The organism is Gordonia sihwensis, assembly GCF_029632925.1.
Lineage (GTDB): Bacteria > Actinomycetota > Actinomycetes > Mycobacteriales > Mycobacteriaceae > Gordonia > Gordonia sihwensis.
In genome coordinates, this window is the sequence record NZ_CP121248.1 from 1,044,974 (window position 1) to 1,070,856 (window position 25,883).

The window sequence follows — 25,883 nt, forward strand, 5'->3', positions numbered from 1 at the left end:
GCGGAGGCTGCGAAGGATGCTTGGCCGGACCATCCCCGCTCGCGCGGGGAGCACCGGTTCACGTCGAACGGGAAGCCGGTCGCAACGGGACCATCCCCGCTCGCGCGGGGAGCACCGGCGTGCGACACCGATACGCTTGGCGACCCGGGGACCATCCCCGCTCGCGCGGGGAGCACGCGGTGTTCGCGGCGTAGATGTCGTCGACGACCGGACCATCCCCGCTCGCGCGGGGAGCACTCGCCGACGCTTCCGGTCACTCGACCGATCGTGGGACCATCCCCGCTCGCGCGGGGAGCACCGAGCCAGAGCATCACCCTTCGACCGCGCCGGAGGACCATCCCCGCTCGCGCGGGGAGCACGACATTCTCGCTCACCTGACACGCGTGTTCGGGGGACCATCCCCGCTCGCGCGGGGAGCACGATCTGCTCGTACAGGGACGCTCCCCACGCGGGGGACCATCCCCGCTCGCGCGGGGAGCACCGTGTTCTTCAGCATCAGACCGACACCGACGGCGGACCATCCCCGCTCGCGCGGGGAGCACCGGTAAAGGATCGTCGACACTGACACGTCATGCGGACCATCCCCGCTCGCGCGGGGAGCACCCACCACACTTCACCGATGCACCAGCACTGACGGGACCATCCCCGCTCGCGCGGGGAGCACCAACTGCGTGTACAGCGGGTCTCCCCATGCGGGGGACCATCCCCGCTCGCGCGGGGAGCACTGTCCGTCGGCGAGTGCGCACCACAAACGCCAGGGACCATCCCCGCTCGCGCGGGGAGCACACAAGCTGGTCATCGTCCCGCGCAAGCTCGCGGGGACCATCCCCGCTCGCGCGGGGAGCACCGCCGAGCGAATCCCGCTACCTCGGGAGCGCCCGGACCATCCCCGCTCGCGCGGGGAGCACTTGCGGCCGATCAGGACGTGATCGCGCGTCGCCGGACCATCCCCGCTCGCGCGGGGAGCACCGCGTGATGGGCAGTTCTCGCACATCGCGTGGCGGACCATCCCCGCTCGCGCGGGGAGCACGACACCTGGCCACCGGTTGTGAAGACCGCGACCGGACCATCCCCGCTCGCGCGGGGAGCACTTGCCCAGATGGCGAGGGGGAGCACTCGTAGCGGGACCATCCCCGCTCGCGCGGGGAGCACCTCCTCGGGTTGGCTGGTGAACGGTTCTCTGGAGGACCATCCCCGCTCGCGCGGGGAGCACGCGTACGGGCAGCTCGGCAACTGGATCGGCGTGGGACCATCCCCGCTCGCGCGGGGAGCACGGATGAGATCACCAGACTGATGCGCGGGCAACGGGACCATCCCCGCTCGCGCGGGGAGCACGGATTGCTCGCGTCTGCGTCTGTCGCCGCCAGGGGACCATCCCCGCTCGCGCGGGGAGCACATCAGACTGTGGGACGGCCTGATCAATCTGCAGGGACCATCCCCGCTCGCGCGGGGAGCACCCGGGCATCGGCGCCTGCGCATTCGCATCGACCGGACCATCCCCGCTCGCGCGGGGAGCACCGAATCCGCGGCCCTCATCGTTCCTGCGGGTGGGGACCATCCCCGCTCGCGCGGGGAGCACCGGCCCCGGGCATGTGGGCCAAGTACCCGCGGGGGACCATCCCCGCTCGCGCGGGGAGCACATGTAGTCGCCGCCGTCGTAGTCCTTCTCGGTGGGACCATCCCCGCTCGCGCGGGGAGCACACTTCCTGACCTGCATGTTCGCACGCCGGGAAGCGATTCTTCAATCACTTTAGCCGACCGCGATCGCGAATTCCCCACGGCGTCCGGCCCCATTTCGGTTTCGAATCGTTGATCGGCGTCGAGCGGAACCAGGGGAGCTAACAGAGGCATCGCAACGGCTTTCCCGAGCAGGAGGTTGGTTCACAGCGCGTCGATCCACGCATCGATCGCACTGCGGTGCGATCGATGCGACGTCGGAGCCCGTGCACCGCCACTGAGCGCGGCTGGTCCGGACCACCAGCGACGATCGTGCGCAAGATAGACTTCACGTCGTGACGGAAACATCCCCCGACCACCCGCGTCCCGTACTCGTCGTCGACTTCGGAGCCCAGTACGCGCAGCTGATCGCTCGCCGCGTTCGCGAGGCCCGCATCTACTCGGAGGTGATCGCGCACGACGCGACGCTGGAGGAGATCAAGGCCAAGAATCCGGCCGCGCTGATCCTGTCGGGCGGACCGGCGTCGGTGTACGCCGACGATGCGCCGACCATCGACGAGAAGCTCTTCGACCTCGGCGTTCCGGTATTCGGCATCTGCTACGGATTCCAGAAGATGACGGCCGCTCTCGGCGGCACCGTCGCGAACACCGGCGGACGCGAGTTCGGCCGGACAACGCTCACGGTCGCCGACGGCGGCAAACTGCACCGCGGACTGCCGGAGTCGCAGCCGGTGTGGATGAGCCACAACGACGCCGTGCAGGTGGCCCCGGAGGGCTTCACCGTCACCGCGTCCACGCCGGGCGCGCCGGTCGCCGCGTTCGAGTGCGCGGAGCGGCAGATGGCCGGCGTGCAGTACCACCCGGAGGTCCTGCACAGCCCGCACGGCCAGGAAGTGCTGACCCGCTTCCTCTACGAGATCGCGAACCTCACGCCGACGTGGACCGCGGCGAACATCGCCGAGGCGCTCATCGCCGACATCCGGGAGCAGGTCGGGGACGAGGGTCTCGCGATCTGCGGACTGTCCGGCGGCGTCGACTCGGCGGTGGCGGCAGCACTGGTGCAGCGCGCGATCGGCGACCGTCTGACCTGTGTTTTCGTCGACCACGGACTGCTGCGCGCCGGTGAACGCGAGCAGGTGCAGACCGACTTCGTCGCGGCGACGGGCGCGCGGCTGGTGACGGTGGACGCCGAGGACGTCTTCCTCGGCCACCTCGACGGCGTCTCCGATCCGGAGACCAAACGCAAGATCATCGGCCGCGAGTTCATCCGCTCCTTCGAGGGCGCGGTGTCGGAGGTGCTGGGCGACCAGGCCGCCGCGGGCAAGAAGGTCGACTTCCTCGTTCAGGGCACCCTGTACCCGGACGTCGTCGAATCCGGTGGCGGCAGCGGGACTGCGAATATCAAGAGCCACCACAACGTCGGCGGCCTGCCGGAAGACCTTGAGTTCAAGCTCGTCGAACCGCTGCGCCTGCTCTTCAAGGACGAGGTCCGTGCCGTCGGCCGTGAACTCGGCCTGCCGGAGGAGATCGTCGCACGACAGCCGTTCCCGGGCCCCGGTCTCGCGATCCGCATCGTCGGATCGGTCACCAAGGACCGGCTCGAACTGCTGCGCAAGGCGGACCTGATCGCGCGCGAGGAACTGACGTCCGCCGGCCTCGACGGCCAGATCTGGCAGTGCCCGGTGGTCCTGCTGGCCGACGTCCGCAGCGTCGGGGTGCAGGGCGACGGTCGTACGTACGGCCACCCGATCGTGCTGCGCCCGGTGTCGAGCGAAGACGCGATGACCGCCGACTGGACGCGCGTGCCGTACGAGGTCCTGGAGACGATCTCGACCCGCATCACCAACGAGGTCCCGGACGTGAACCGCGTGGTGCTCGACGTGACGAGCAAGCCGCCGGGCACGATCGAATGGGAGTGACCTCCCACTGAACCGCGCCGAGTGCCGCCCGCATCTGGATGTGGGCGGCACTCGGTGGTTTCGGGGCGGGTGGTGTGTGGCGGTGGGTGGTCTCGACTCGCTCCGTCGCTGCGCTCCGGTGCGGCTCGACGAGCCTGGGCAGACGGCGAGGGTCCTACTTTCTTCGGAATCCGCTCGCGATCAGGCCGACGCCGACCACGATTCCGATCGCGAGCGGTGCCCAGGGCAGGTAGGTCGTGTCGAGGAGGAAGGGGCCGTCGGCCAGGCACCAGGCGGCCACCAGGAGGGTCACCAGCGCCGAGAGCCCCATCACCACTGAGCGGTGGCGCTCGGGTTCGGCGGTACCGGTCTGGTCGGGAGTCTCGTCGATCATTGCTTCATCTCCACGGTTCCGAGGTTGAGGTTCGCCTTCACAGTCAGCGTCGGTGTCTTGGCGTCGGGGTTGACGATCCCGTCGGTGCACGTCTGATCACCGACCCCCGTGCTGCACTCGGTCTTGACGCGGATGTCGTCGGGCAGCCAGACCGTCATATCGCCGATGCCCTGGTGGATCTCGATGGTCCGGTCGTGGTCGAGTCCGCCGAGATCGCGGAGGTCGAGGCTGGTGGTGCCGATGGTCAGCTGGTAGGTGTCGCTGAGCTGCTCGGCGCTGCGCGGATGCCACGACCGGTCGCCGATCCCGCCGGAGGCGAAGGCCGGCCGATCGCCGGAGAACGCGGTGGCGGTGACTGCCACGACGCCGACGATGATGGCGAGCGGCACCAGTCCGGCCGCGCGCGTATTGCTCTGCCTGCGCTGCAGCGCGTCGATCGCCATGCCGACACCCAGCACCGCCAGCGCGAGTCCGGCGATCCGGCCCACGGTGAACCACTCGACGTCGTCGAGTACGCGGGCGGCGGTGCCGACGGTCGCGGCGATGAGGGCGAGACCGGCGAAGACCGACGTCAACGGAGACCGGGGAGGCTTCACCACGGGCGGCTCGGGCGGTGTCGGTTCCGGCAGATCCCAGGCGAACCTCGCGGTCCCGAGCGGATCCCACGACGGCGGTGCGTCGGGCGGGGCGGGCGCCGGCGGTTCAGCGGCCGCGAACGGGATCGTCTCGGACGCGGGCCGGACGGCGGTGTCGGCGAGAACGTCGTGCGTGACCACCTCGTCCGCGATGAGCGTCGGCGCGGGCGTCGCGGTCGTCGATCCGTCGGACGGCCTCAGCTGATCCGCGCTGGTTCCGGCGGGCGCGGTCGGGGTGCGCTGATAGAGCAGCCACCAGCCGCCCAGCATCAGCACGAGTCCGAGCAGTCCGCTGGTGCCCCAGAACGGCGACGAGCCCATGTTGCTGAAGACGATGACCGCGATGACGGCGACCACGATCCAGTACCAGGGCATGTCGTGCCGAACGCGGTGATGTGCGCGATGCGACTGATGGATCTTGCGGGGTGCCGTCTCGTCTTCGGCGGGAAGAGCGATCAGCGCGGCGATGTAGAGCAGGATTCCGCTGCCCCCGAACAACGCCGCGACGACGAATGCGACCTTCACCAGCGTCGGATCGACCCGGTAGCGCATGCCGATGCCGGTGCAGACGCCGCCGACGGACTTTCCGGTCCGGCGGCGGACCGGCCGGGTGTTCCAGATGTCGATCAGAGTCTTGGTGTCCATGCAGTCAATCTTGGACGCCTGATCAGCGAGGCAAATCGGGTTAAACCCTGAGATGCTCCCTGATGTGCACGCGGTCCGGTTCGTGCCACTATCGAATCAATGACTCACGTGACGCAGACCCCGCAAGTCGACCGTGTGCGCCGGCGCAACGGAGGCAAGGTCGTGGGCGGAGTGTGCGGCGGCATCGCCGACCACCTGGGCGTCGACGTCTTCCGCGTCCGCGTGGTCTTCGTCGTGCTCGCCGCGCTGGCGGGGGCGGGCGTGGCCGCCTACGGACTGCTGTGGTTCTTCTGTCCGACGGGCACCGACGTGGAGCGGCCCGCTCCTCGGGAGCGCCGGCAGGCGCAGGGATTGATCGTCATCGGCGTGGTGGCCTTGCTGCTCAACGGTTTCGCAGCCTCGAGCGCGCCGGCGTCCACGCTGCTGGCACTGGTGGTGGTACTCGGCGGTGCGGCGCTGGTGTGGCGCGAGGTGGACGTCACCGGCGTCTCCTCGCGCGGGGGCGTGGTGACGTGGCTCCGACTGGCCGCCGGCGCCGTCCTCGTGGTCGGAGGACTGGTGGTGCTGGTGACCGCCCCGGACACCGCGCTGGCCGGAATGAACCCGACCCTGCTCGCGGTCCTCGGGACGCTGTTCGGCGTGTTGCTGCTGACCATCCCCCTGTGGATGCGGATGTGGCGGACGCTGAACGCCGAGCGTGCCGCGCGGATCCGGAACCAGGAACGCGAGGAGATCGCCTCGCACCTGCACGACTCGGTTCTTCAGACGCTCGCGCTGATCCAGAAGCGCGCCGACCAGCCCGACGCCGTCGCACAGCTCGCCCGTCGCCAGGAGCGCGAGCTGCGGCAGTGGCTCTTCGGCGACCAGGCGCGCAGGCGCGAGTCGCTCGCCGCGGCCGTCTCGGCGGTCTCGGCGGAGGTGGAGGACGCGTACGGTGTCGAGATCGAGACGGTGACGGTCGGCGACGTGACTCCCGACGAACTGCGCGACGAGACGGTCTCCAACGGGTTGCAGACGGTGGTCGCGGCCGCTCGCGAGGCATTGGTGAACGCCGCCAAGCACTCCGGCGCCGACAAGGTGGACGTCTACTGCGAGGTGGACGACGACCACGTCGAGGTCTTCGTCCGCGACCGCGGCAAGGGGTTCGATCCCGACGCGGTGAGCCAGGACCGCCAGGGCATCGCGCGGTCGATCCGCGCGCGCATGGAGCGTGTGGGAGGGTCGGTGCGGATCACCTCGACACCGGGCCGTGGTACCAATGTGGCGCTGATGCTGCCGCGTGGCCGGCGGCACGGGCCGTCGGCGTCCATCGATTCAGAAACTCAACGGACACAGGAGCTCTCATGACCGCCGACAAGACCTACCGGGTGTTCCTGGTCGACGACCACGGGGTGTTCCGCTCGGGGGTGCGCACCGAGCTCGCCGGCGAGGCCGGACTCGAGGTGGTCGGCGACGCGGGCAACGTTCCCGAAGCGGTCGCGGGCATCGTCCAGGCGCGTCCCGACGTGGTGCTGCTCGACGTCCACATGCCGGGCGGCGGAGGTGTCGCGGTGCTCCGCGGGGTGACCGACGCGCTGGGTTCGGAGGCGCCGGTGTTCCTCGCACTGAGCGTCTCCGACGCCGCCACCGATGTCATCGCCACCATCCGCGCCGGCGCGCGGGGGTACGTCACCAAGACCATCGACGGCACCGAACTGGCCGACGCGGTCCGTCGCGTCGCCGAGGGCGACGCGGTGTTCAGTCCGCGACTGGCCGGGTTCGTCCTCGACTCCTTCACCGGGCGGTCGCCGGTGCCCGAACCGCAGCTCGATCCCGAACTCGATTCGCTGACCCGCCGCGAGATGGAGGTGCTGCGCCTGCTCGCGCGCGGCTACACCTACCGGGAGATCGCGGAGGAACTGTTCATCTCGGTGAAGACGGTGGAGACCCACGCGTCGAACGTGCTGCGCAAGACGCAGCAGTCCAACCGCAACGCCCTCACCCGCTGGGCGGTGAACCGCCAGATCGGATGAGGCGGTCGCCTGTCACATCACCAGGATGATGATGCCCGCGGCGATCGCGGTGAGCAGTGCGAATACGGCGAAGACAGCGGCCGCGAGACCGGCGTGACTGCTCGGCCCCTGCTGCTGGTAGTAGGTGGGCGGGGGCGTGTACAGGCCCGGCGCCGACGAATACTGCGTGGGAGCGTAGGGCACCGGTTCCGGCGTGGTTCGCGGCGCGTAATAGCCGGAGGCGACCTGAGTCGGGTTGTGGGGCGTCGAGCCCTGCGACGTGTCCGGGGCCGAGTGCGTCTGCGGGGCGGACGTCTGCGGAGTGGACGGTTGCGATGTGGACTGACTACTGATCGGGGGCAGTGTGGCCGACCGGTTCCGCGCCGACAGCGGTTTGGTCGCCACCAGCCCGGTGAGCACGTTGTCGGTGGTGCCGAGGGTGTCGGCAGCGTACTTGGCGAGCAGATCTCGGGCCTGGGCCATCGTCGGCCGATTGGCGGGATTCGGCTCCAGCAGCCGCAGGAGGATCGGCGAGAGCGCGCCCGCCCGAGTGATCGGATTGATCTGACCGAGCGCCACCCGGTGCAGCGTGGCGATGTAATTGTCCTCGCTGCCGAACGGGGGACGCCCCTCGATCATCGTGTACAGGGTGGACCCCAGCGAGTAGACGTCCGAGGACTCGCCCGGTTCATCGCCTCGGGCCACTTCCGGTGCGAAATACGCGGGCGTGCCGGTCACGACACCGGTCTGAGTGATGGATACGTCGTCCTTCGCGCGGGAGATGCCGAAGTCGGTGATCTTGACCAGGCCGACGTTGCGGCCGGTGTTCGCGATCAGGATGTTGGCCGGCTTGATGTCGCGGTGGACGATGCCGGAGGCGTGCGCTTCGGCGATGGCGTCGGCCACCTGCGCGCAGATCTGCGCGGCCTCGACCGGATCGATCGTCCCGTTCTCGTGCAGGACGTCGGCCACGCTGTGGCTCGGCAGGTACTCCATCACCAGCCACGGCTCGTTGCGATCGAGCGCGACGTCGTGCATCGCAACGGCGTTCCGGTGCGAGAGCCGAGCTGCCAACCGGCCCTCACGCAGCGCTCGGGCCCGGGAGGTCTCGGCGATTGATTCGTCCATCCCGCTGGTGGTCAGGACCTGTTTCACCGCCACCTCGCGGTCGAGGAGTTGATCGTGCGCCAGCCACACCGCACCCATGCCGCCGTGTCCGATCCTTCGGATCAGCCGGTAGCGTCCGGCCACCAGATACGACGGGCCGGGTGTGGCAGGAGAGGTCATGGCCCGATGATAGCCGCAGGCGGTGACGGCGATCGGGGCCGCACTCACTGTGCGCGCCGGCCCTTGACGAGTCCATCGCACGTATGTTCGGATAGGTGGCATGGCAGCGCTGACCGAACTGGTGTGCGGCGACTTCATGCGATCGACCATGATCCCGGAGGCGCCGGGCGTCCGGGTGCACGAGGTGCTGGCGCGGACCGTGCTGGAATCGGTCACCGGCGACCGGAGTCATCGGCACTCCTTCGCGGCCTCGGCTCTGCGGCGGTCGGGCGAGGCGATGCAGGTGAAGATGAACGCCCCGGCGGTGCTCCGGAGGGAGCTGCGGCGTCGGTCGTGGCGTCGCGACACCGTGGCGATCGGAGTGGCCGAGGATCCCTACCATCCGGTGGAAGAGCACTACCGGATGATGCCTCAGGTCCTGTCGGTCCTGTCGGAGTCGCAGACGCCGATCGCTCTCTACACCGCGTCGACGCTGCTGCTGCGCGATCTGCCGTTGCTGCGGTTGATCGGGCGGGCGGTGCCGGTGACGGTGTCGATCTCACTGGCCACCCTCGACCCGGGACTGTCGGCGCGGGTCGATCCTTCGGCATCGTCGCCACGGGCGCGACTGGACATGGTGGCGCGGCTGTCGGAGGCGGGACTCGCGCCGCATATTCGGATCGCGCCGCTGCCGCCGCTGCTCGCCGACGGCACGGCGCAGCTCGACGAACTCCTCGCGGCGTTGTCGGCCGCGGGTGCCGCCCGGGTGTCGGTGTCTCCGCTGCAGTTGGGCGGTGACGACGGTGCTGACTTCCTCGGCTGGCTGGGAAATGAGCACCCTGCGCTGGTGCGCAGGTACCGCTCCCTCTACGGCCGACGGAGCTTCGTGTCGGCGGAGTATGCGCTCGGTCTCCGGGCACGGATGACGCCGCTCGTGGAGAAGTACGGTCTGGGCAGTGACCCGGAGTCGGAGAGTGTGAATCCGGCCGAACCGTCGGTGCTTCCGCCGGCGGGGACGGCTCCCTCGCCAGATCTGACGTTGTTCTGATCAGGTTCGGATCGGGTCTGCGGCTGCGGTCGCTGCGTGCGGAATCGAGGTACCGCCAGGAAGCGGGCCGGGTCAGGCGTCGGAGTCGTCGATCAGGTTCTGTTCGCTGCGGTCGATGAAGAGTGCGCCGCACAGTGCGGCCAGGATCAGCAGTATCACGATCAGGCCGATGAGGATCGCTTTGCTGACGGTGACGAGCTCCTGGGCGTCACTCAATCCGAGTCCGTCGAGGAATCCGGCGAAGTACCAGGACGGCCAGATCCACACCGCTATGGGGACGAAGGCGGCGGCAGTGGATCCGACGGCGGCGACTCCGGCCAGGACTCGGCCGATGCTCTGGGCTTTCGCGGCGGGCAGCAGTGCGACGATTCCGGCGAGGGCGGCCAGCGCGCATGCGGCGACGATCAGCCAGCCGCGGCCGGCCGGTGCCACGCCGAGGTCGCTCTGGCTCACGGTGCCGATTCCGAGTCCGTTCCATGAGGCGTCCATGCCCAGTCGGCGCAGGTCGAACCACGGCAGCGCCGTGACCGCGATTCCGGTGACGGCGGCGGCGATGACGGCGAATGGAAGGGCTCGGGACTGCATGGATCCGAATGGTAGAGCATGGTGCGCCGACGGTCGCTGTTGCGACTGAAGGGACGCAGATTCTCGCGTGTGGCGGGTGTTTCCTGCTCCGTTGACGGTTGTCAGAGGGCAGGCTTAACATCGAACACAAGTTCGAACGCCGGCATCTTCCCTGCCGCTTCGGACGAGAGGTGAGAACACGGGCGCAAGCCCGGAACGACGAGGGGAAGCGCCATGAATGCAGCGGAGAAGGCCGAACTGGAACACCTGCGTCGCAAGCTGAGCCGGCTGTCCGGCCAGTCGGGCGCTCGTGCGGGAACGGCCTCGGGAGTGGTGTCGTCGGGAGTGATCGCCGTGCCGGAGTCCGTGGCGTCGTTGTTTCCGAAGCGCGGGCTCCCGCGTGGCTCGGTGGCCGCGGTGTCCGGTGCTTCGGTGGTGCCGATGTCGATCATCGCCGAGGCGAGTCGGACGGGGGCCACGGTGGCTCTGGTCGGGCTGCCGCGACTCAATCTGGCCGCGGCGGTGGAGATGGGGGCGGATCTGAGCCGGATCGCGGTGGTCGCCGAGCCGGGAGCCGATCGACTGGAGGTGGCTGGGGTGCTGCTGGACGGAATGGACCTGGTGGTGCTGGGATTCGAGGATCGACTGGGTCCGACGGGGTCGTCGGTGGCACCGGCCCGAGCCCGGGTGCTCGGGGGCCGGGCGAGGAAGCAGTCGTCCACGCTGCTGGTCCTCGGTGACTGGCCGGGGACGGCCACGCGTGTGCAGGGGCGAGTGCGGGAGTACCGGCATCTGCCGGTACGGCGAAGCGGATACGGCCGCATCGGGGGTTTTCGGGTGGAAGTTCAGGTGTCGGCGCCGGGGGCTCGCCCAGTGAGCGACGTGTTCGACCTCGTGGTGCCGGGACTGGGGGAAGAAGGAGTGATGCGGCTGGTCCGGCCGACGATGCCGAAGGCGGGGTCGGGTGCAGAACACGAGGCCCGGGTGCCGGCGGCGCTGGCGGTGGCGAATTGACCGCCGATTCTCCCGGCAGACGAGTGCTGGCACTGTGGTGTCCGGACTGGCCGACGACGGCGGCCGCCGCGGCGGCCGGGCGAGTTCCGGGCGATCCGGTGGCGGTGCTGCGGGCGGGACGAGTGGAGGCGTGTTCGCATGCGGCCCGCGTCGACGGGGTGAGACGGGGGATGCGCAAGCGGCAGGCGCAGTCGTCGTGTCCGCGGCTGACCGTGTACGACGCCGACCCGGCACGCGATGGGAGATTGTTCGAGCCGGTGGTGGCGGCGGTGACCGGCGTGGTCCCGATGACCGAGGTGCTGCGGCCGGGACTGCTGGTGGTGGCCGCAGATCGTGCGGCGCGCTTCTTCGGCGGGGAGGAGCAATTGGCCGAACGGCTCACCGATGCGGTGGCCGAGGTCGGCAGGGGCCGCGACGCAGACGGTCTCGGAAGGACGGTGGTCGGGGGAGTCACGGCCAGAGTCGGGGTGGCCGATGAGCTGTTCACCGCGGTGCTCGCCGCGAGATCGGGGCAGACCGTCCCGCCGGGGACGGATGCCGCCTATCTCTCGGCGAGGCCGGTCGCCGACCTGGTGGCAGAACCCGCGCTGAACGGCCCGGGACGTGAGGATCTGGTGAGTCTGTTGTGGCGCTTGGGGATTCGCACCCTGGGCGCCTTCGCCGCGATGGATCCCGCGGATATCGCATCACGTTTCTCCGGCGATGCGATCACCGCGCATCGGCTGGCCCGAGGTCTGCCGGGCCGGCGGCCCAGCCGGGCACCGATCCCGCCGGGTTTGGCGGTGGAGCACAGCTGTGATCCGCCGGTCGATCGGATCGACGCCGCGGCCTTCCTGGGACGGCGAATGGCGCAGGAGCTGCACGAGCGACTGTCCGCAGCCTCGCTGGCCTGTATGCGACTGACGATTCACGCGTTCACGGAGCGAGGACAACGGCACTCACGGACCTGGCGATGCGTGGAGCCGCTCACGCCGGAGGCCACTGCCGACCGTGTGCGCTGGCAGCTGGAGGGGTGGCTGACCGGCCGGGCCGGCAGCGTCGAAGCGCCTGACTCACCGGTCGTCCGACTGGTGCTGGAGCCGGTCGAGGTGGTGAATCCGGGAACGCTGCAGTCGGCGCTGACGGGCGCCGGGCTTCCGGGCGACACCGGTGGCGGTCTCGGCGATCAAGCACGTCGGGCTCTGGTCCGGGTCCAAGGGCTGCTCGGCGGCGAGTCGGTGCGGGTGCCGGTGCGCAGCGGTGGTCGGGGACCGGCCGAGCAGGTGGCGCTGGTGGCCTTCGGCGACGAACTGCGACCGCCGCGCGATCCGGCGGCCGCCTGGCCGGACCGCCTTGCCCGGCCGACGCCCTCGCTGCTGGTGCAGGCCACAGCGGAGGTCCTCGACGCCGAGGGGCGGTCGGTCGCCGTGAGTCCGCGCGGTGCGTTCAGTGCGGAGCCGGTGACCGTGCGGCTCGGGGCGCGGTCGCATCGTCTGCACTGGTGGGCGGGACCGTGGCCGTTCGGTCCGGGGAACGCTCGGGCACAGGCACTGCTGGAAGACGGCCGCGCACTGCTGCTCTGCTGCCGGGAGGAGGTGTGGGTTGTGGAAGGAGTCTATGAGTGAGGCGAACCCGTTCCGGCGATCCCGGAGGAGGACTCAGCTGTTCGCGCCACGCGCCGCGACCGGCCATGATTCGAGTTCACCGTACGGGTCCGGACCGGCGAACAGTTCGTCGACCAGGTTCACCGCGGTACAGACGTGGTTGGGTATCACCCGTACCCGGTCGCCCACCTCGGGCACGACGGCAGCCGGTGGGAACTCGGCGACGGCATGATGCTCGGACAGCGAGACGAGACGGGCGTCGAGATGATCGGCGAGCCGGCCGAAACCGGTGGTCCAGCCGGGGCGGTCCGCCCCGAGGATCTTGCTGCCGGCGTCGAGCACCACCCGGGAGCCGGATGCGCTGACCACCGTGGACACCGCGGTCAGTGCGATGTCGTCGATACCGCAGCTGCCGAGTTCCAACTGCTGGGCGTCGTTGAAGACGTAGACGCCCGGACGCAACTCGGTGACCACGCCGGGATCGGCGAGTCGTGCGGTCGGCGTCGACCCTCCGCTCACCACGGAGACGTCGATACCGTTGTCGCGCAGAGCGTTCGCAGCGACGGCCAGGGATCGGGCTTCCTGCTCCGCGGCGTCGGCTCGCGCTGTGTCGAGTCCGTAGCCGTGGCCGGGGAAGGTGAAGACCCCGGCCACGGTCAGTCCCGCGTCGCGAGCCGCGTCGGCGACCGAGACCACGCTATCGGCGGGTACACCGCTGCGGTGCATGCCCGAATCGATCTCCACGAGCACTCCGACGGGAGCGCCGCCGAGTCCTTCGGCGAGACGGCGCACGCCCTCGACGGAATCGGCACCGACGGTCAGCGTCACCCGACCGGCCAGTGCACGCAGGCGGCGGGCCTTGTCCTCCGACAACCACAGCGGATAGGCGATGAACAGATCGTCGAATCCGGCGTCGGCGAAGACCTCCGCCTCGCCGATCGTCGCGACGGTGAGTCCGACGGCACCGGCGGCGAGCTGCCGCTGCGCGACCCGAACGCACTTGTGCGTCTTGGCATGTGGTCGCAATCGCACGCCGTGCCGTTCGGCCCACCCGGCCATCGCGGCGAGATTGCGGTCGAGGCGAGCGGGATCGACGTGCAGGAACGGAGTGTCGGGCATACCTGATGGTGGCATGGACGACGGCTTTCGTCGTCAGCCGGTGCGGCCGAGCGCGGCGTCGGACTCCTCATGCAGAAGGAAGTCCTGATGGAGCAGTCGGTTGGTGAGCCGCGGTGCGGCGTGATGACCGAAATCGATGAGGTCGCCGAGTAGCGTGTTCACCCGCTTGGGGCGCTCGACGATCGCGTGCAGCACCCGGTGGGCGGCCTTGTCGACGCTCCAGATCCCCCGAGCGCTGTCGTAGGCGTTGGTCGGAACGATCATCCGCGTTCGGGTCAACGGGATGCGCACATTGCTGAACGTGACGTGATCGGAGAGGGTCTCGGCACCGGTGGCGTCGCTGAACGCCTCCAGTGCGGCCTTCGACGCGGCGTACGCGCCGAATCGCGGTGCGCGGCTTTGGACTTCGATCGAGGACACGTTGACGATGTGTCCGGACTGCCGCTCGATCATGTGCGGCAGCAGGGCGAGCGTGAGATAGACGGCGCCGAAGTAGTTGACGGCCATCATCCGGTGATAGTCGTGCGACCTGGTCACCGCGTTCGCGGTCGCCCGTCGGATGGACCGGCCTGCGTTGTTGACCAGCACGTCCACATGGCCGTGCTCGCAGATCACCGACTTCACAAGGGTCTGCACCGCGGCCTCGTCGGTGATGTCGACGGGATAGGCGTACGCGCGTCCGACGGGCAGCCCGGGTTTGGGAACCTCCGCGTCGAGTTCGGCGGCGGTCTCGATCAGCCGATCGGCGTCGCGGGCCACCAGGAAGACGTTGGCGCCGCGGCGCACGCACATGCGGGCGGTCGCGCGGCCGATTCCCGACGACGCCCCGGTGATCAAGATGTTCTTGCCGACCAGCGGGCCCCGCGAATCGTTCCGGCGGTGACGGGCCGGATCGAGATTCTCGTACCAGTACCGCCACAGTCGGGGTGCGTACTCGTCCAGGTCGGGCAGTCTCACACCGAGCGTGTCGAGTTCGGCGGCGGTCGCGTCGCTGCGGAACACCACGGGAAGGGAGGCGACGTCGAGGATCGCGGGTGGGACGCCGGTCTGTTCGGCGATCAGGTCGCGGCCGGGCCGCAGCAGTCCGCGACCGCTGGCGGCCAGCATCGGCCTCACCAGCCCCGAAGGCAGTGCGGTGAAGGCCCACGGTCCGTCGAAGGCCGGTGACAGGGCGTTGAACAGGTCGGTGATCGAGCGTGGGTCGGGGTCGGCGAGATGGAACACGAGCCCGCTCCGGCCGTCCTGCACATCGGTCAGCGCAACCATCGCCTCGGCGACGAAGTCGACGGGGACGACGTTGAGGGGCCCCGGATCGGGGATCGGCAGCGGCAGGAACGAGGGCAGCTGACTGAGCACGGCGAGGTGACCGAAGAAGTAGTAGGGGCCGTCGGCCCTGTCGACCTGTCCGGTGACGGAGTCTCCGACGACGGCCGACGGCCGATACACCCGCCAGCGCAGACCCTCGGTCTCCCGCACGACGCGTTCGGCGTCGAACACGGTGCGGTGGCATTCGGTCGGCAGGCCTTGGCCGAGGTCGAAGTCGGTCTCGGTGAAGTCGCCGCGATGGTCGCCGGCCACCGCGATCGAGGAGAGATGGTGCAGGAGCGCGCCGCGGGCGAGAGCGAACTCGGCGACCCTGCGGGTGCCGTCGACGTTGACCGCCCGCAGGTCGGCCTCCTCGGCGGTGAGGTCGTGCAGTGCGGCCAGGTGGATCACGTGGTCGACCTCGTCGACGTCGGATCCGTGCAGGCCGAGGCCTTCGTGTGTGAGGTCGCCGGCGACGGCGACGACGCGGTCGCCGCCGTCGATCCTCTCCATGGCGGCGGCGAATCGCTGCAGTGATCCGGTGCGCACGAGCGCGTACACCCGGGCCTGCTCGTCGCGGGCCAGCAGGCGCGCGACGACTCGACGGCCGATGAAGCCGCTGCCGCCGGTCACGAAATAGCTCGTCACCGGCCCAGAGTCTCACAGAGAGATACCGATGTGAATGATTGACAGCGGTAATTCGTGCGTCGGTCCGGTCTCTGGCACGCGTTTGGGGTGTGGCCGGGGCGGGCCACGGCAAGGCAGATGTCGAACATATGTTCTATCATCGGTGTGTGGGATGGAACAACGGGCCTCCGACCTGGTCGGAGATGGAGCGAGTGCTGTCGGGGCGTGCGCCTGCGCGCGGCGACCGGCTCGGTGAGACGTTTCCGCCCACGTTCAACGGCGCGGGGCCGCCGGGGGACGGCGGCGATTCGCCGGCATGGTCGCGTAAGCGGGGCCCGTACCAGGCCACCGACATCGAGTTCGGCGCATCGACGGTGCCGTACGCCGAGCTGCACGCGCACAGTGCCTACAGCTTCCTCGACGGCGCGTCGATGCCCGAGGCCATGGTCGAGGAGGCGCAGCGGCTGGGGCTGCGCGGGCTCGCGCTGACCGATCACGACGGCTTCTACGGTGTCGTCCGATTCGCCGAAGCGGCCCGCGAGTTCGGCATGCCGACGGTGTTCGGCGCCGAACTCTCGCTGCAGCGAGACAGTGCCCGCGCCGGTGCGGTGGACCCGCCGGGGGAGCACCTGTTGGTCCTCGCACGCCGCGCCGAGGGCTACCGCCGGCTCTCCCGCGTCATCGCCGACGCGCATATGAGCGGTGGCGAGAAGGGGCTGTTGCGCTACGACGCCGACGCGATCACCGAGTACGCCGCCGACGGCGACTGGCTGGTTCTGACCGGGTGCCGCAAGGGTGCGGTGCGCCGGGCGCTCGACCGCGGCGGCCGGCGGGCCGCCGACACCGCGCTCGGGACGATGATCGACCGTTTCGGGGCCGGGAACGTCGCCGTCGAGCTGAGCCCCGGTGCCGGGTCGGACGACGACGAACGCAATGCGATTCTGGCGTCACTGGCCGCATCCCATCGGGTGCCGACAGTCGCGACCACCGGCGCGCACTTCGCCGCGCCGGAGAACGGCCGACTCGCGACGGCGATGGCGGCGGTGCGCGCCCGGACCGATATCGCGACCATCGACGGCTGGATGCCCGGGGTGGGCGGGGCGCACCTGCGCAGCGGAGACGAGATGCTCCGGCTGATGCCCGCCCACCGTGAAGCCATCGACAACGCCGTCGCCTTCGCGGAGGAATGCGCCTTCTCGCTCGGGCTGATCGCCCCGAACCTGCCGCCCTTCGACGTCCCCGACGGCCACACCGAGGCCAGTTGGCTCCGCGCACTCACCGAACGGGGAGCCCGCGAGCGTTACGGCACCAGGGAGCAGCGTCCCGACGCGTACCGGCAGATCGACCACGAGCTGGCGATCATCGAGACGCTGACCTTCCCCGGCTACTTCCTCGTGGTGCACGACATCGTCTCGTTCTGCAAGGACAACGACATCCTGTGTCAGGGCCGGGGCAGCGCGGCGAACTCGGCGGTCTGCTACGCGCTCGGGATCACCAACGTCGACCCGGTCGCCAACCATCTGCTGTTCGAGCGATTCCTCTCACCCGAGCGGGACGGTCCGCCGGACATCGACGTCGACATCGAGTCCGACCGCCGTGAGGAGGCGATCCAGCACGTCTACGCCAAGCACGGGCGCAGTCACAGCGCACAGGTCGCCAATGTCATCACCTACCGCGGGCGGTCGGCCGTGCGCGATATGGCCCGGGCGCTCGGGTACGCCCCCGGACAGCAGGACGCCTGGAGCAAGATCCCCGACTCCGCGCCCGACGACGTCCGCGAGCTCGCCGCGCAGATCTCCTCGCTGCCGAGACATCTGGGGATTCACTCGGGCGGAATGGTGATCTGCGACAGGCCGATCGCCGACGTCTGCCCCACCGAATGGGCCCGGATGGAGAACCGCAGCATCCTGCAGTGGGACAAGGACGACTGCGCGGCGGTCGGCTTGGTGAAGTTCGATCTGCTGGGCCTGGGCATGCTGTCGGCACTGCACTACATGATCGATCTCGTCGCCGAGCACAAGGGCGTGCGGGTGGATCTGGCACGGCTCGACCTGACCGAGGAGGCCGTCTACGACATGCTGTGCCGCGCCGATTCGGTCGGCGTCTTCCAGGTGGAGTCACGGGCGCAGATGGCGACCCTGCCGCGGCTGAAACCGCGGAACTTCTATGACCTCGTCGTCGAGGTGGCGCTGATCCGGCCGGGGCCGATCCAGGGCGGTTCGGTGCATCCGTACATCCGCCGGCGCAACGGGCTGGAGGAGCCGCACTGCGATCATCCGTCGATGGAGGACGCACTCGGGCGCACCCTCGGCATTCCACTGTTCCAGGAGCAGCTGATGCAGGTGGCGCGCGATGTCGCGGGTTTCGGCGCCGCGGAGGCCGACCAGTTGCGTCGTGCGATGGGATCCAAACGGTCGCCGGAGAAGATGCAGCGGCTCCGCACACGGTTCTACGACGGGATGCGCGAGAGACACGGCATCACCGGCGACCTCGCCGACCGCATCTACGAGAAGATGGCCGCGTTCGCGAATTTCGGTTTCCCGGAGAGTCATTCACAGAGTTTCGCGTCGCTGGTCTTCTACTCCGCGTGGTTCAAACTCCATCATCCGGCGGCCTTCTGCGCGGCGCTGCTGCGCGCCCAGCCGATGGGCTTCTACTCGCCGCAGTCGCTGGTCGCCGATGCCCGGCGGCACGGCGTCCAGGTGCACCGACCAGATGTGAACTCCTCGCTCTCCCACGCGAGTCTGGAGAACGACGGGCTCGACGTGCGGATCGGCCTGAGTGCGGTGCGCGGACTGTCCGACGACCTCGCGACGAGGATCGTCGAGGAGCGGACCTGCGGCGGTCCGTTCGTCTCGGTGGCGGATCTGTCCCGGCGTGTGAATGCGACGACGGCGCAGCTGGAGGCTCTCGCGACCGCGGGCGCGTTCGAGAGCCTCGGTCTGGATCGCAGACAGGCGCTGTGGGAGGCCGGTGCCGCCTCGGGACTGCGCGAAGACCAGCTCGACGTGCCGCCACCGCGGGCGACCCCGACGCTGCCCGGCATGTCGGAGGTGGAACTCACGGCCGTCGACGCGCTCTCCACCGGCATCTCACCCAAGTCCTATCCCACCGAATACCTGCGGCCCCGGCTCGATGCGATGGGTGTGGTCCCGGCCGCCCGGCTGCTGTCGGTGGCCGACGGCAGCCGGGTGCTGGTCGGGGGAGCGGTGACGCATCGGCAGCGGCCGGCCACCGCTTCGGGTGTCACGTTCGTGAACCTCGAAGACGAGACCGGCATGGTGAACGTGGTGTGTTCGGTGGGGTTGTGGGCACGCTATCGGTCACTGGCGCAGACGGCGTCGGCGTTGCTGATCCGGGGCCGGGTGCAGAACGCGGAGGGAGCGGTGACCGTCGTCGCCGATCGGCTGCAGCGACTGGATCTGAAAGTGGGAACGCGGTCTCGGGACTGGTGCTGACGACTCGCCGCACCACCGGCCGAATCGGGATATCGTCGCGGTGACGACGGAGGCGCACAGAGAGCGGGGAGACGCATGGAGGTCGTGATCGTCGATCGTCCGGAGCTGGTGATGGCCGACATCATCGCCGAGGCGATCGAAGGCGGTGCATCGACGCTCGGCCTCGCGACCGGATCGTCGCCGCTGGCCACCTACACCGAGCTGATCCGCAGGCACCGTGAGAACGGGCTGTCGTTCGCGGGCGTCGACGCGGTACTGCTCGACGAGTACGTCGGGCTTCCGCCCACGCACCCGGAGTCGTACGCCCGGTTCATCCGCGACAACTTCACCGATCACATCGACATCGGCACGGTGCACTCGCCGGACGGCATGGCTCCCGATTTCAAGGCCGCCGCCGAAGCCTACGACGCGCTCATCGGCCGCCTCGGCCCGGTGGACGTGCAGATCCTCGGCATCGGCAGCAATGGGCACATCGGATTCAACGAACCGTCGTCGTCACTGACCTCACGCACCCGGATCAAGACGCTGACCGAGAAGACCAGGCAGGACAACGCCCGATTCTTCGACTCGTTCGACGAAGTGCCGATGCACGTGATCACCCAGGGGCTCGGCACCATCTGCGATGCCGAACGGCTCGCGCTGGTCGCCACCGGCGAGGGCAAGGCGGACGCGATCGCGGCGGCGGTGGAGGGACCGCTGTCGGCGTCGTGCCCGGCATCGATCCTCCAGTGGCATCGTCACGCGACGGTGGTGATCGATCCCGCGGCCGCGAGCAAGCTGGCCGACGCCGACTACTACATGTACGTCTACGCCCACAAGCCTTAGGCGTCCGCAGTGGTTCGCGAACTCGCGGTGCGGCTCGGCTCCGGTCCCACGTAGCGGGCCACCGGACGGATGATCTTGCGCTCGGCGGCCTGTTCGAGGATGTTCGCGGTCCAGCCGACGATTCGCGCGACGCCGAAGGTCGGCGTGAACATCTCCGGCGGCAGACCGACCTCGCTCATCAGCACACCGGCGTAGAACTCGACGTTCGCGTACAGCCGCCGACCGGGCTTGAGTTCGTTGATCGCGGTTTCGATCTCGGCCTCCACCGCGGCCGCCTGCCGGACCAGGGGAGAGTCGTAGCGCGTGGTGACCACCTCTTTCAGCAGTTCGGCGCGGGGGTCGTGCGTGCGGTAGACGGCATGACCGAAGCCCATGATGACCTCGCCGCCGGCCACCTTTCCCCGCACCCAGTCCCGGGTGTTCGACGGATCGCCGATCTCCTCGAGCGCCGCCAGCGCCCGTCCGGGCGCGCCGCCGTGCAGCGGGCCGAGAAACGCACCGAGCGCGCCCAGGATCGACGAGGTCATGTCCGACCCCGATGAGGCGACCACGCGCCCGGCGAACGTCGAGGCGTTGAAGCCGTGGTCGATGGTGGTCACGAGGTAGGTCTGCAGGGCGCTGACGGCGTCGTCGGCGGTGTTCCCGGTCGCCATCCGCAGGTAGTCGGCCGCGTGTCCGGCGGCGGGGTCGGCGTCGACGACGTCGAGTCCGCGCGCGAGCCGGTGCGCGGCGGCGATCACGGTGGGAGCGATGGCCGCGTAGCGCAGCGCGGCGTGGATGCGGTCGGCTTCGGGCAGGTCGAACAGCGGGCGTTCGGTGATCCCCGCCGTCGCCAGTGCCACGCGCAATGCCGCCAACGGCTCCACGTCGGGGGTGACGACGCTGCGCAGCAGATCGACGGTGGTGCCGTCGAGGACGCGGAGTTCACCGATGCGGCGCGCGAACCGCTCCGACGCCGCGGCGTCGGGAAGCTCGCCGTAGATCATCAGATGCCAGACGTCCTCGAAGCGCGCCGTGCGCGCCAGCTCCGTCGCGTCGTACTGCCGGTAGTGGTAGAAGCCCTCCTCGCCGCGGACGTCGCCGATGGCCGTGTCGGTGACGATCACATTCTTCAGTCCGCGGGGAACGGTGATGGGCGTGCTCTGAGTCATGCGGCCGAGTCTGCGCCCATTGATCAACATCTGCAATGTTGATTGAATCAACCCGTGGACCAGTGGATCACCACGTCGGAGGCGGCGGCTCGGCTCGGAGTCAAGCGCGGGACGCTGTACTCGTACGTCAGTCGCGGCGTCCTGTCCTCGCGGCGGATGCCGGGCCAGTCGGAATCGCTGTTCGACCGCACGCAGATCGACTCCCTGGCCGCCGCCAAGCACGACGGACGCCGGGCGGGCGACCGACTGCTGCGGTTCCGCGCCGTCGCCAGCGGCGTGTCCGCGATCCGCGACGACCGCCTGTACCTGCGGGGCCGTGATCTCGCCGAACTGTGCGCGGAGACCGATTTCGCGGGGGCGGCGAAGTTGGTCCTCGGAGCCTCGTCGGCCGTGACCCCGCCCGACGTCGACGGTTCCGTGGTGTCGGGCGTGCCCGTCGAGCGCCGCATCCCGTTGACGGTGGCGTTGATCGCCGCGGCCGACCCGCTGCGGGCCGATCTGTCGGACATCGGCGACCGCGTCGTGGGACTGCTTCCGCGTCTTGCCGCATCAGTGCCCGAAATCGACTTCACGCACCCGTGGATCGACCTGCTCGCGACCGTCCTGATCGACAACGGGCTCGCCGCGTCGACGACGGCGGCCCGGGTCGCGGCGTCGGCACGCGCCGGGGTGTTCGACGCGCTGCTCGCCGGATACGCGGCGCTGTCGGGTCCGCTGCACGGTGGGGCGCCGGCCACTGCCCGGGTGCTGCTCGACGCGGTGGTCGGCGGGACGGCAGTCGATCGCGCGCTGGCCGACGCGGTAGTCGGAGGCCGTGTGCCGGGGTTCGGGCACGTGATCTACACCGGGGTGGATCCGCGGGCGCGGATCGTGCTCGACCGTGTCCGGGCCGACCGGCCCGACTCGCAGGCCCTGGCTGCGGCCGAGTCGATCGCCCGCCGGGTGGGGCGGCCGATGAACATCGACTTCGCCGGTGCTGTCGTCACCCACGAGCTGGGGCTCCCGGTGCGGTCGGGGGAGGTGCTGTTTCAGTACGGGCGGACGGTCGGGATGGCCGCGCACGCGGTCGAGGAGTACGGCGAGGCGCCGCTGCGGTGGCGAGGCAGCAGGACGGGGTGACGAGTGGGACGTGCCGGACGCGACCTCGTCACCGGCGTCACACCGCGCCGTCGAACCCGTGCTGACGCCACGCCTCGTACAGCGCGACGCTGGTGGCATTCGCCAGGTTCATCGAACGCCGCCCCTCCAGCATCGGGATGCGCAGCCGGTCGGTGATCCGCGGATCGGCGAGGACCTCGTCGGGCAGTCCCGTGGGTTCCGGTCCGAACAACAGCACATCGCCGGTCTCGTAGGCGACGTCGGTGTAGAAGCGGGTGGCGTGGGCGGTGAAGGCGAACACCCGTCGGGGAGCGAGCCGTTCCCACGCGGTGTCCAGGTCCGGGTGGACGGTCACATTGGCCATCTCGTGGTAGTCGAGACCGGCACGGCGCACCTGGGCATCGGTCATGGTGAACCCGAGCGGCTCGATGAGGTGCAGTTCGCAGCCCGTGTTGGCCGCGATCCGAATCGCATTGCCGGTGTTCGGAGGGATGCAGGGCTGGTAGTAGACGATTCGGAACACACGAGGATCCTATGCTCCGGCACCTCGGAAGCCGGAGTCGAGGGACGGGCGCTTGACGCGTCTCGAATGAATGTGCGAGGATGTTGTATCCGCGATTCGCTGGCGTAGACCCTCTCACGGTCCGCCGGAAGCGATCCGCGAATCTCCCGAGGAACTCTGGGTCAAGGATCGGCGCATCGATGCAGCCGAACCACGAGAGCCTCATGAAGTCCGTGACTGGGCCGATATCGGAGCCCCCAGACCCATGACATCTCCCGCGACGGCGTGAGCCGTTGCCATCTACCCGAATGCCAGGAGGCATCACATGAACAGCACTATCGACAACAACACCACCACCATCACCTCGATCGCGGGACGGGCCGGGCTCGATCCGAAGCAGACCGTCTGGTTTCAGATCGACGACGCCACCGGCTTCTACGTGACGGTCGAGGAGTTCCTCGCCGTCGCGCGGTCGCAGCAGATGGCCGCCGCCTGACCTCTGTTCGCGGCAGGTACCGGGCGGTTCAGCACAGGCTGGGCTCGCCGATCTTGACGACCGACAGAACGGCGTCGCCCTCACCGATCGGCGTCCCGGGGGGACGGAGTCTGAGCGACGACCACCCAGTTCCGGTCGCGGATCTGGTGCCGGCCCCTGCCGGTGGCGTCGTTGCTTCGCGAGTAGAAGACACCGGCGCGCTGGATCTCGTTCTGAGCCTCTTGGAGGTTCATGCACACGACGTTCGGCATGATCGCGTTCGCGGGCGAGCTGACTGGCGCCGCAGGGTGCTGAGTATTCATCTCGGTCGTCTCCGGCGACGTCGCGCCTCCGGCGGAGACGTCGCCTGTGGAACAGCCGACGAGCAGGCCGGCTGCGACGACTGCCGCAACAACACCGGTCACAGAGCGAAACATGGGGCGCCTCTCATTCTGATGAATGGGACGATACCGACTCATATCGGCCGGCGGCGGGGAACCACCCCGCGTCCGCCGCCTCAGATTCGTCGCGACAGCACCACGCGCCCGCCTCGTGCGGGCGCGTACGCGACGCCTCGGGAGTGCCAGCGTTCGCCCTTCGCTGCGGTCGGCTGGACGGTGAACGTGCGCAGCAGTTCTCGGAGCACCACATCCATCTCCATGTGCGCGAACGCTGCTCCGATGCAGCGCCGGGTGCCGCCGCCGAAGGGCAGCCACGCCTGCCCGGGCTTCGCGTCGACGAAGCGCTGCGGGTCGAACCGTGCCGGGTCGGCGAACTGCCGGCTGTCGTCGTGCAGCAGTGAGATGGCCACCACCGCGTTGTATCCCTTGGGGATTCGGTAGTCGCCGAGTTCGAGACCGTCCTCGGCGATGACGTGTCTGCCGAACAGGTCGATCACCGGCCGGCTCCGCTGGACCTCGTGGATCGTCGCGATCCGGAGTGCGTTCTCCTCCGACCGCGCCTCGGCCGCGAGGTCGGCGAGAATCCGCGGGTGCCGGCTCAGACGCTCCATCGCCCACGCGAGCGTGGTCGCGGTGGTCTCATGACCGGCGGCGAGCAGGGTCAGCAGTTCGTCGCGGATCTCCGCGTCGGACATGACTGTGCCGTCGTCGTAGCTGCTCTGCACCATCAGCGCGAGGATGTCGTTGCGCTCGGCGAGGTGGGCGTCAGCGCGGGCCTGAGTGATCAACGGCGAGATGACTGCGTCGTACTCGGCTCGCTCGGCGTCGAATCGGTTGCGCGGGTTGGCCTTTCCTCCCAACCGCGGCAGTTCGGGAAGCGTGGCGAGCCGCGACCCGTTCGTCACCAACGAAGGCATGAGGTCGGCAAGCGCGTCGAGTCCGCTGCCCTGCGCCCCGAACACCGCGCGGAGGATGACGTTCAGCGTGATCCGCATCATCGGCTCGAGCGTCGCGAAGGGACGTCCGACCGGCCAGCGCGACGCCTCCGAGGCGAACTCCTGCGCGACGATCGCCTCGTACTCCTTGATTCGCCGCCCGTGCAGCGGCGGAGTGAGCAGACGCCGTCGGCGCCGGTACTCGTCGCCGTCGAGTGCGAACATCGAACCGCGGCCCAGAGTGCGCCCGAGGTTGGGCCGGACGTTGACGACGGTGTCCGACTTCGCCATGCACAGTTGCTTGGCCATCGCCGGATCGCTGATCAGCACGGTCTCGCCGAAGAACGGAAGGGACAGCGCGGCGGCGTCGCCGTAGCGGTGCGCGATCCAGCGCAGGGATCGACGTCGGTCGACGAGGAATCCGGCACCCTGCACCGCGCGCGGCAGTCGAGGGCCGGGTGGAAGACGGTGCGGCCCGTCGGCGCGAGTGCGTTCCGGATCGGAGACTTGGAGATCCACGACATCGTCCTTTCTCGGGAGCGGGCACCGGCGGAACGCGGCCCGCGTCCGCTCTGGTACCAGTCAGTACCAACGGTACGATGAAGTACCGAACTTGCCAAGGGGACCCGTGAGGTGGGAGATGCCGACGACAGCGCAGGAGAGCCCGACCGTCCGCGGACGGCTGCTCGACGCGATGCGCCAGTGCCTGACCGATCGCGGCTACCAAGCGACCACCATCGCCGACATCGTGCGTGTGGCACGCACGTCGAAACGTTCCTTCTACGCCGAGTTCGCAGACAAGCAGGAGTGCTACGTAGAACTGCTGGGCGCCGTCAACGTAGAACTGCTGGCGGCAATCGAGACGGCCGTCGACCCGGCGTCCGCGTGGCCGGCGCAGGTGCGACAGGCGGTGCACGCCTACATCACGGTGTGTGAATCGAATCCCGGCACCACGCGCAGCTGGATTCGGGAACTGCCGGCTCTCGGTGACGCGGCCCGTGCGGTGCAGCTCGCTTCGCTGGAGGCGTTCACGGCTCTGATGGCACGCCTGACCGGCACGGACCGGTTCCACGCCGCGGGCATCCCGCCGATGTCTCGCGAGACCGCGGTGATCGTCTGGGGAGGCATTCGGGAACTCGCGGCATCGACGATCGAACGCGGCCTTCCGCTGAGCTCGCTCGAGGAGCCGGCGGTGGCGGCGTGCGTCGCACTGGTCGGCGGCACGGCCGCTGCGCGCGCCGTCGACTAGGGGGTACGCGCGATCGGCGGGGA

21 protein-coding genes and 1 CRISPR repeat array (1 of these 22 cut by a window edge) are annotated in these 25,883 nt (G+C 69.4%); of the genes, 11 read left to right on the forward strand and 10 right to left on the reverse strand.

Annotated features, from left to right (window positions below):
* Nucleotides 1-1,701: direct repeats of the CRISPR family, unit length 28 nt; unit sequence GGACCATCCCCGCTCGCGCGGGGAGCAC; it begins 3,880 nt to the left of the window's first position.
* Nucleotides 1,702-2,012: 311 nt separating this feature from the next.
* Nucleotides 2,013-3,596 (forward strand): glutamine-hydrolyzing GMP synthase, encoded by a 1,584-nt coding sequence (guaA, locus tag P5P27_RS05000; protein ID WP_006897205.1) that lies wholly within the window; start codon nt 2,013-2,015, stop codon nt 3,594-3,596.
* 154 nt (nt 3,597-3,750) lie between these two features.
* Here guaA and P5P27_RS05005 read toward each other — a convergent pair whose 3' ends face one another.
* Both P5P27_RS05005 and P5P27_RS05010 read right to left on the reverse strand, forming a co-directional pair.
* Nucleotides 3,751-3,969 (reverse strand): hypothetical protein, encoded by a 219-nt coding sequence (locus P5P27_RS05005; RefSeq protein WP_278126672.1) that lies wholly within the window; start codon nt 3,967-3,969, stop codon nt 3,751-3,753.
* Nucleotides 3,966-5,249, reverse strand: a complete 1,284-nt coding sequence (locus P5P27_RS05010; protein ID WP_278126674.1) for a PspC domain-containing protein — start codon at nt 5,247-5,249, stop codon at nt 3,966-3,968. Before P5P27_RS05010 ends, P5P27_RS05005 begins: the two co-directional genes overlap by 4 nt.
* Nucleotides 5,250-5,348: 99 nt before the next feature.
* Here P5P27_RS05010 and P5P27_RS05015 point away from each other — a divergent pair, with 99 nt between their 5' ends.
* Together P5P27_RS05015 and P5P27_RS05020 are read left to right on the forward strand one after the other, a co-directional pair.
* On the forward strand, nt 5,349-6,596 hold the full coding sequence (locus P5P27_RS05015; protein ID WP_045537802.1) for a sensor histidine kinase: 1,248 nt from the start codon (nt 5,349-5,351) through the stop codon (nt 6,594-6,596).
* Nucleotides 6,593-7,261: a response regulator gene (locus P5P27_RS05020; protein WP_006897209.1), complete on the forward strand. Its 669-nt coding sequence runs from the start codon at nt 6,593-6,595 to the stop codon at nt 7,259-7,261. Before P5P27_RS05015 ends, P5P27_RS05020 begins: the two co-directional genes overlap by 4 nt.
* A gap of 12 nt (nt 7,262-7,273) precedes the next feature.
* On the opposite strand, the gene P5P27_RS05025 is transcribed toward P5P27_RS05020, so the two are convergent.
* Nucleotides 7,274-8,527: a serine/threonine-protein kinase gene (locus tag P5P27_RS05025; RefSeq protein WP_278126677.1), complete on the reverse strand. Its 1,254-nt coding sequence runs from the start codon at nt 8,525-8,527 to the stop codon at nt 7,274-7,276.
* Between the two features lie 100 nt (nt 8,528-8,627).
* Here P5P27_RS05025 and P5P27_RS05030 point away from each other — a divergent pair, with 100 nt between their 5' ends.
* Nucleotides 8,628-9,554: an SPL family radical SAM protein gene (locus P5P27_RS05030; protein WP_278126679.1), complete on the forward strand. Its 927-nt coding sequence runs from the start codon at nt 8,628-8,630 to the stop codon at nt 9,552-9,554.
* A gap of 72 nt (nt 9,555-9,626) precedes the next feature.
* Here the strand turns inward: P5P27_RS05030 and P5P27_RS05035 are convergent, their stop codons facing one another.
* Entirely contained in the window at nt 9,627-10,139 is a 513-nt protein-coding gene (locus P5P27_RS05035; RefSeq protein WP_278126681.1) for a hypothetical protein, read from the reverse strand.
* Nucleotides 10,140-10,352: 213 nt separating this feature from the next.
* On the opposite strand from P5P27_RS05035, the gene P5P27_RS05040 reads away from it, so the two are divergent.
* On the forward strand, nt 10,353-11,132 hold the full coding sequence (locus P5P27_RS05040) for a hypothetical protein (RefSeq protein WP_278126682.1): 780 nt from the start codon (nt 10,353-10,355) through the stop codon (nt 11,130-11,132).
* Nucleotides 11,129-12,736 (forward strand): DNA polymerase Y family protein, encoded by a 1,608-nt coding sequence (locus P5P27_RS05045; RefSeq protein WP_278126684.1) that lies wholly within the window; start codon nt 11,129-11,131, stop codon nt 12,734-12,736. Before P5P27_RS05040 ends, P5P27_RS05045 begins: the two co-directional genes overlap by 4 nt.
* 33 nt (nt 12,737-12,769) lie before the next feature.
* On the opposite strand, the gene P5P27_RS05050 is transcribed toward P5P27_RS05045, so the two are convergent.
* Complete coding sequence (locus tag P5P27_RS05050; RefSeq protein ID WP_278126686.1) at nt 12,770-13,834, reverse strand: alanine racemase; 1,065 nt, start codon at nt 13,832-13,834, stop codon at nt 12,770-12,772.
* Between the two features lie 33 nt (nt 13,835-13,867).
* Nucleotides 13,868-15,787 carry an SDR family oxidoreductase gene (locus tag P5P27_RS05055; RefSeq protein ID WP_278126687.1) on the reverse strand — a complete coding sequence of 640 codons (1,920 nt, stop codon included), beginning with the start codon at nt 15,785-15,787 and terminating at the stop codon, nt 13,868-13,870.
* 146 nt (nt 15,788-15,933) lie between these two features.
* Between P5P27_RS05055 and P5P27_RS05060 the strand changes: the two genes are divergently transcribed.
* Nucleotides 15,934-19,224, forward strand: a complete 3,291-nt coding sequence (locus P5P27_RS05060; protein ID WP_278126689.1) for an error-prone DNA polymerase — start codon at nt 15,934-15,936, stop codon at nt 19,222-19,224.
* 75 nt (nt 19,225-19,299) lie between these two features.
* A complete protein-coding gene (gene nagB / locus P5P27_RS05065; RefSeq protein ID WP_278126691.1) occupies nt 19,300-20,049 on the forward strand; it encodes a glucosamine-6-phosphate deaminase in 750 nt (249 codons plus the stop codon).
* On the opposite strand, the gene P5P27_RS05070 is transcribed toward nagB, so the two are convergent.
* A complete protein-coding gene (locus tag P5P27_RS05070; protein ID WP_278126692.1) occupies nt 20,046-21,200 on the reverse strand; it encodes a citrate/2-methylcitrate synthase in 1,155 nt (384 codons plus the stop codon). The genes nagB and P5P27_RS05070 overlap by 4 nt on opposite strands.
* A gap of 54 nt (nt 21,201-21,254) precedes the next feature.
* Between P5P27_RS05070 and P5P27_RS05075 the strand changes: the two genes are divergently transcribed.
* The gene (locus P5P27_RS05075) at nt 21,255-22,319 is read left to right on the forward strand and encodes a citrate synthase (RefSeq protein ID WP_278126694.1); all 1,065 of its coding nucleotides are present in this window, start codon (nt 21,255-21,257) and stop codon (nt 22,317-22,319) included.
* Between the two features lie 37 nt (nt 22,320-22,356).
* On the opposite strand, the gene P5P27_RS05080 is transcribed toward P5P27_RS05075, so the two are convergent.
* Nucleotides 22,357-22,821 (reverse strand): tRNA (cytidine(34)-2'-O)-methyltransferase, encoded by a 465-nt coding sequence (locus P5P27_RS05080; protein WP_006897221.1) that lies wholly within the window; start codon nt 22,819-22,821, stop codon nt 22,357-22,359.
* Nucleotides 22,822-23,125: 304 nt separating this feature from the next.
* Between P5P27_RS05080 and P5P27_RS05085 the strand changes: the two genes are divergently transcribed.
* Nucleotides 23,126-23,296 carry a hypothetical protein gene (locus P5P27_RS05085; protein ID WP_278126696.1) on the forward strand — a complete coding sequence of 57 codons (171 nt, stop codon included), beginning with the start codon at nt 23,126-23,128 and terminating at the stop codon, nt 23,294-23,296.
* 80 nt (nt 23,297-23,376) lie between these two features.
* Here the strand turns inward: P5P27_RS05085 and P5P27_RS05090 are convergent, their stop codons facing one another.
* Nucleotides 23,377-23,712, reverse strand: coding sequence for a PASTA domain-containing protein (locus P5P27_RS05090; RefSeq protein ID WP_278126699.1), 336 nt, complete (start codon nt 23,710-23,712; stop codon nt 23,377-23,379).
* An 80-nt stretch (nt 23,713-23,792) separates the two neighbouring features.
* Nucleotides 23,793-25,130, reverse strand: a complete 1,338-nt coding sequence (locus P5P27_RS05095; RefSeq protein WP_278126700.1) for a cytochrome P450 — start codon at nt 25,128-25,130, stop codon at nt 23,793-23,795.
* Between the two features lie 121 nt (nt 25,131-25,251).
* On the opposite strand from P5P27_RS05095, the gene P5P27_RS05100 reads away from it, so the two are divergent.
* Nucleotides 25,252-25,860 (forward strand): TetR/AcrR family transcriptional regulator, encoded by a 609-nt coding sequence (locus P5P27_RS05100; RefSeq protein WP_006897226.1) that lies wholly within the window; start codon nt 25,252-25,254, stop codon nt 25,858-25,860.
* Nucleotides 25,861-25,883: the final 23 nt, after the last annotated feature.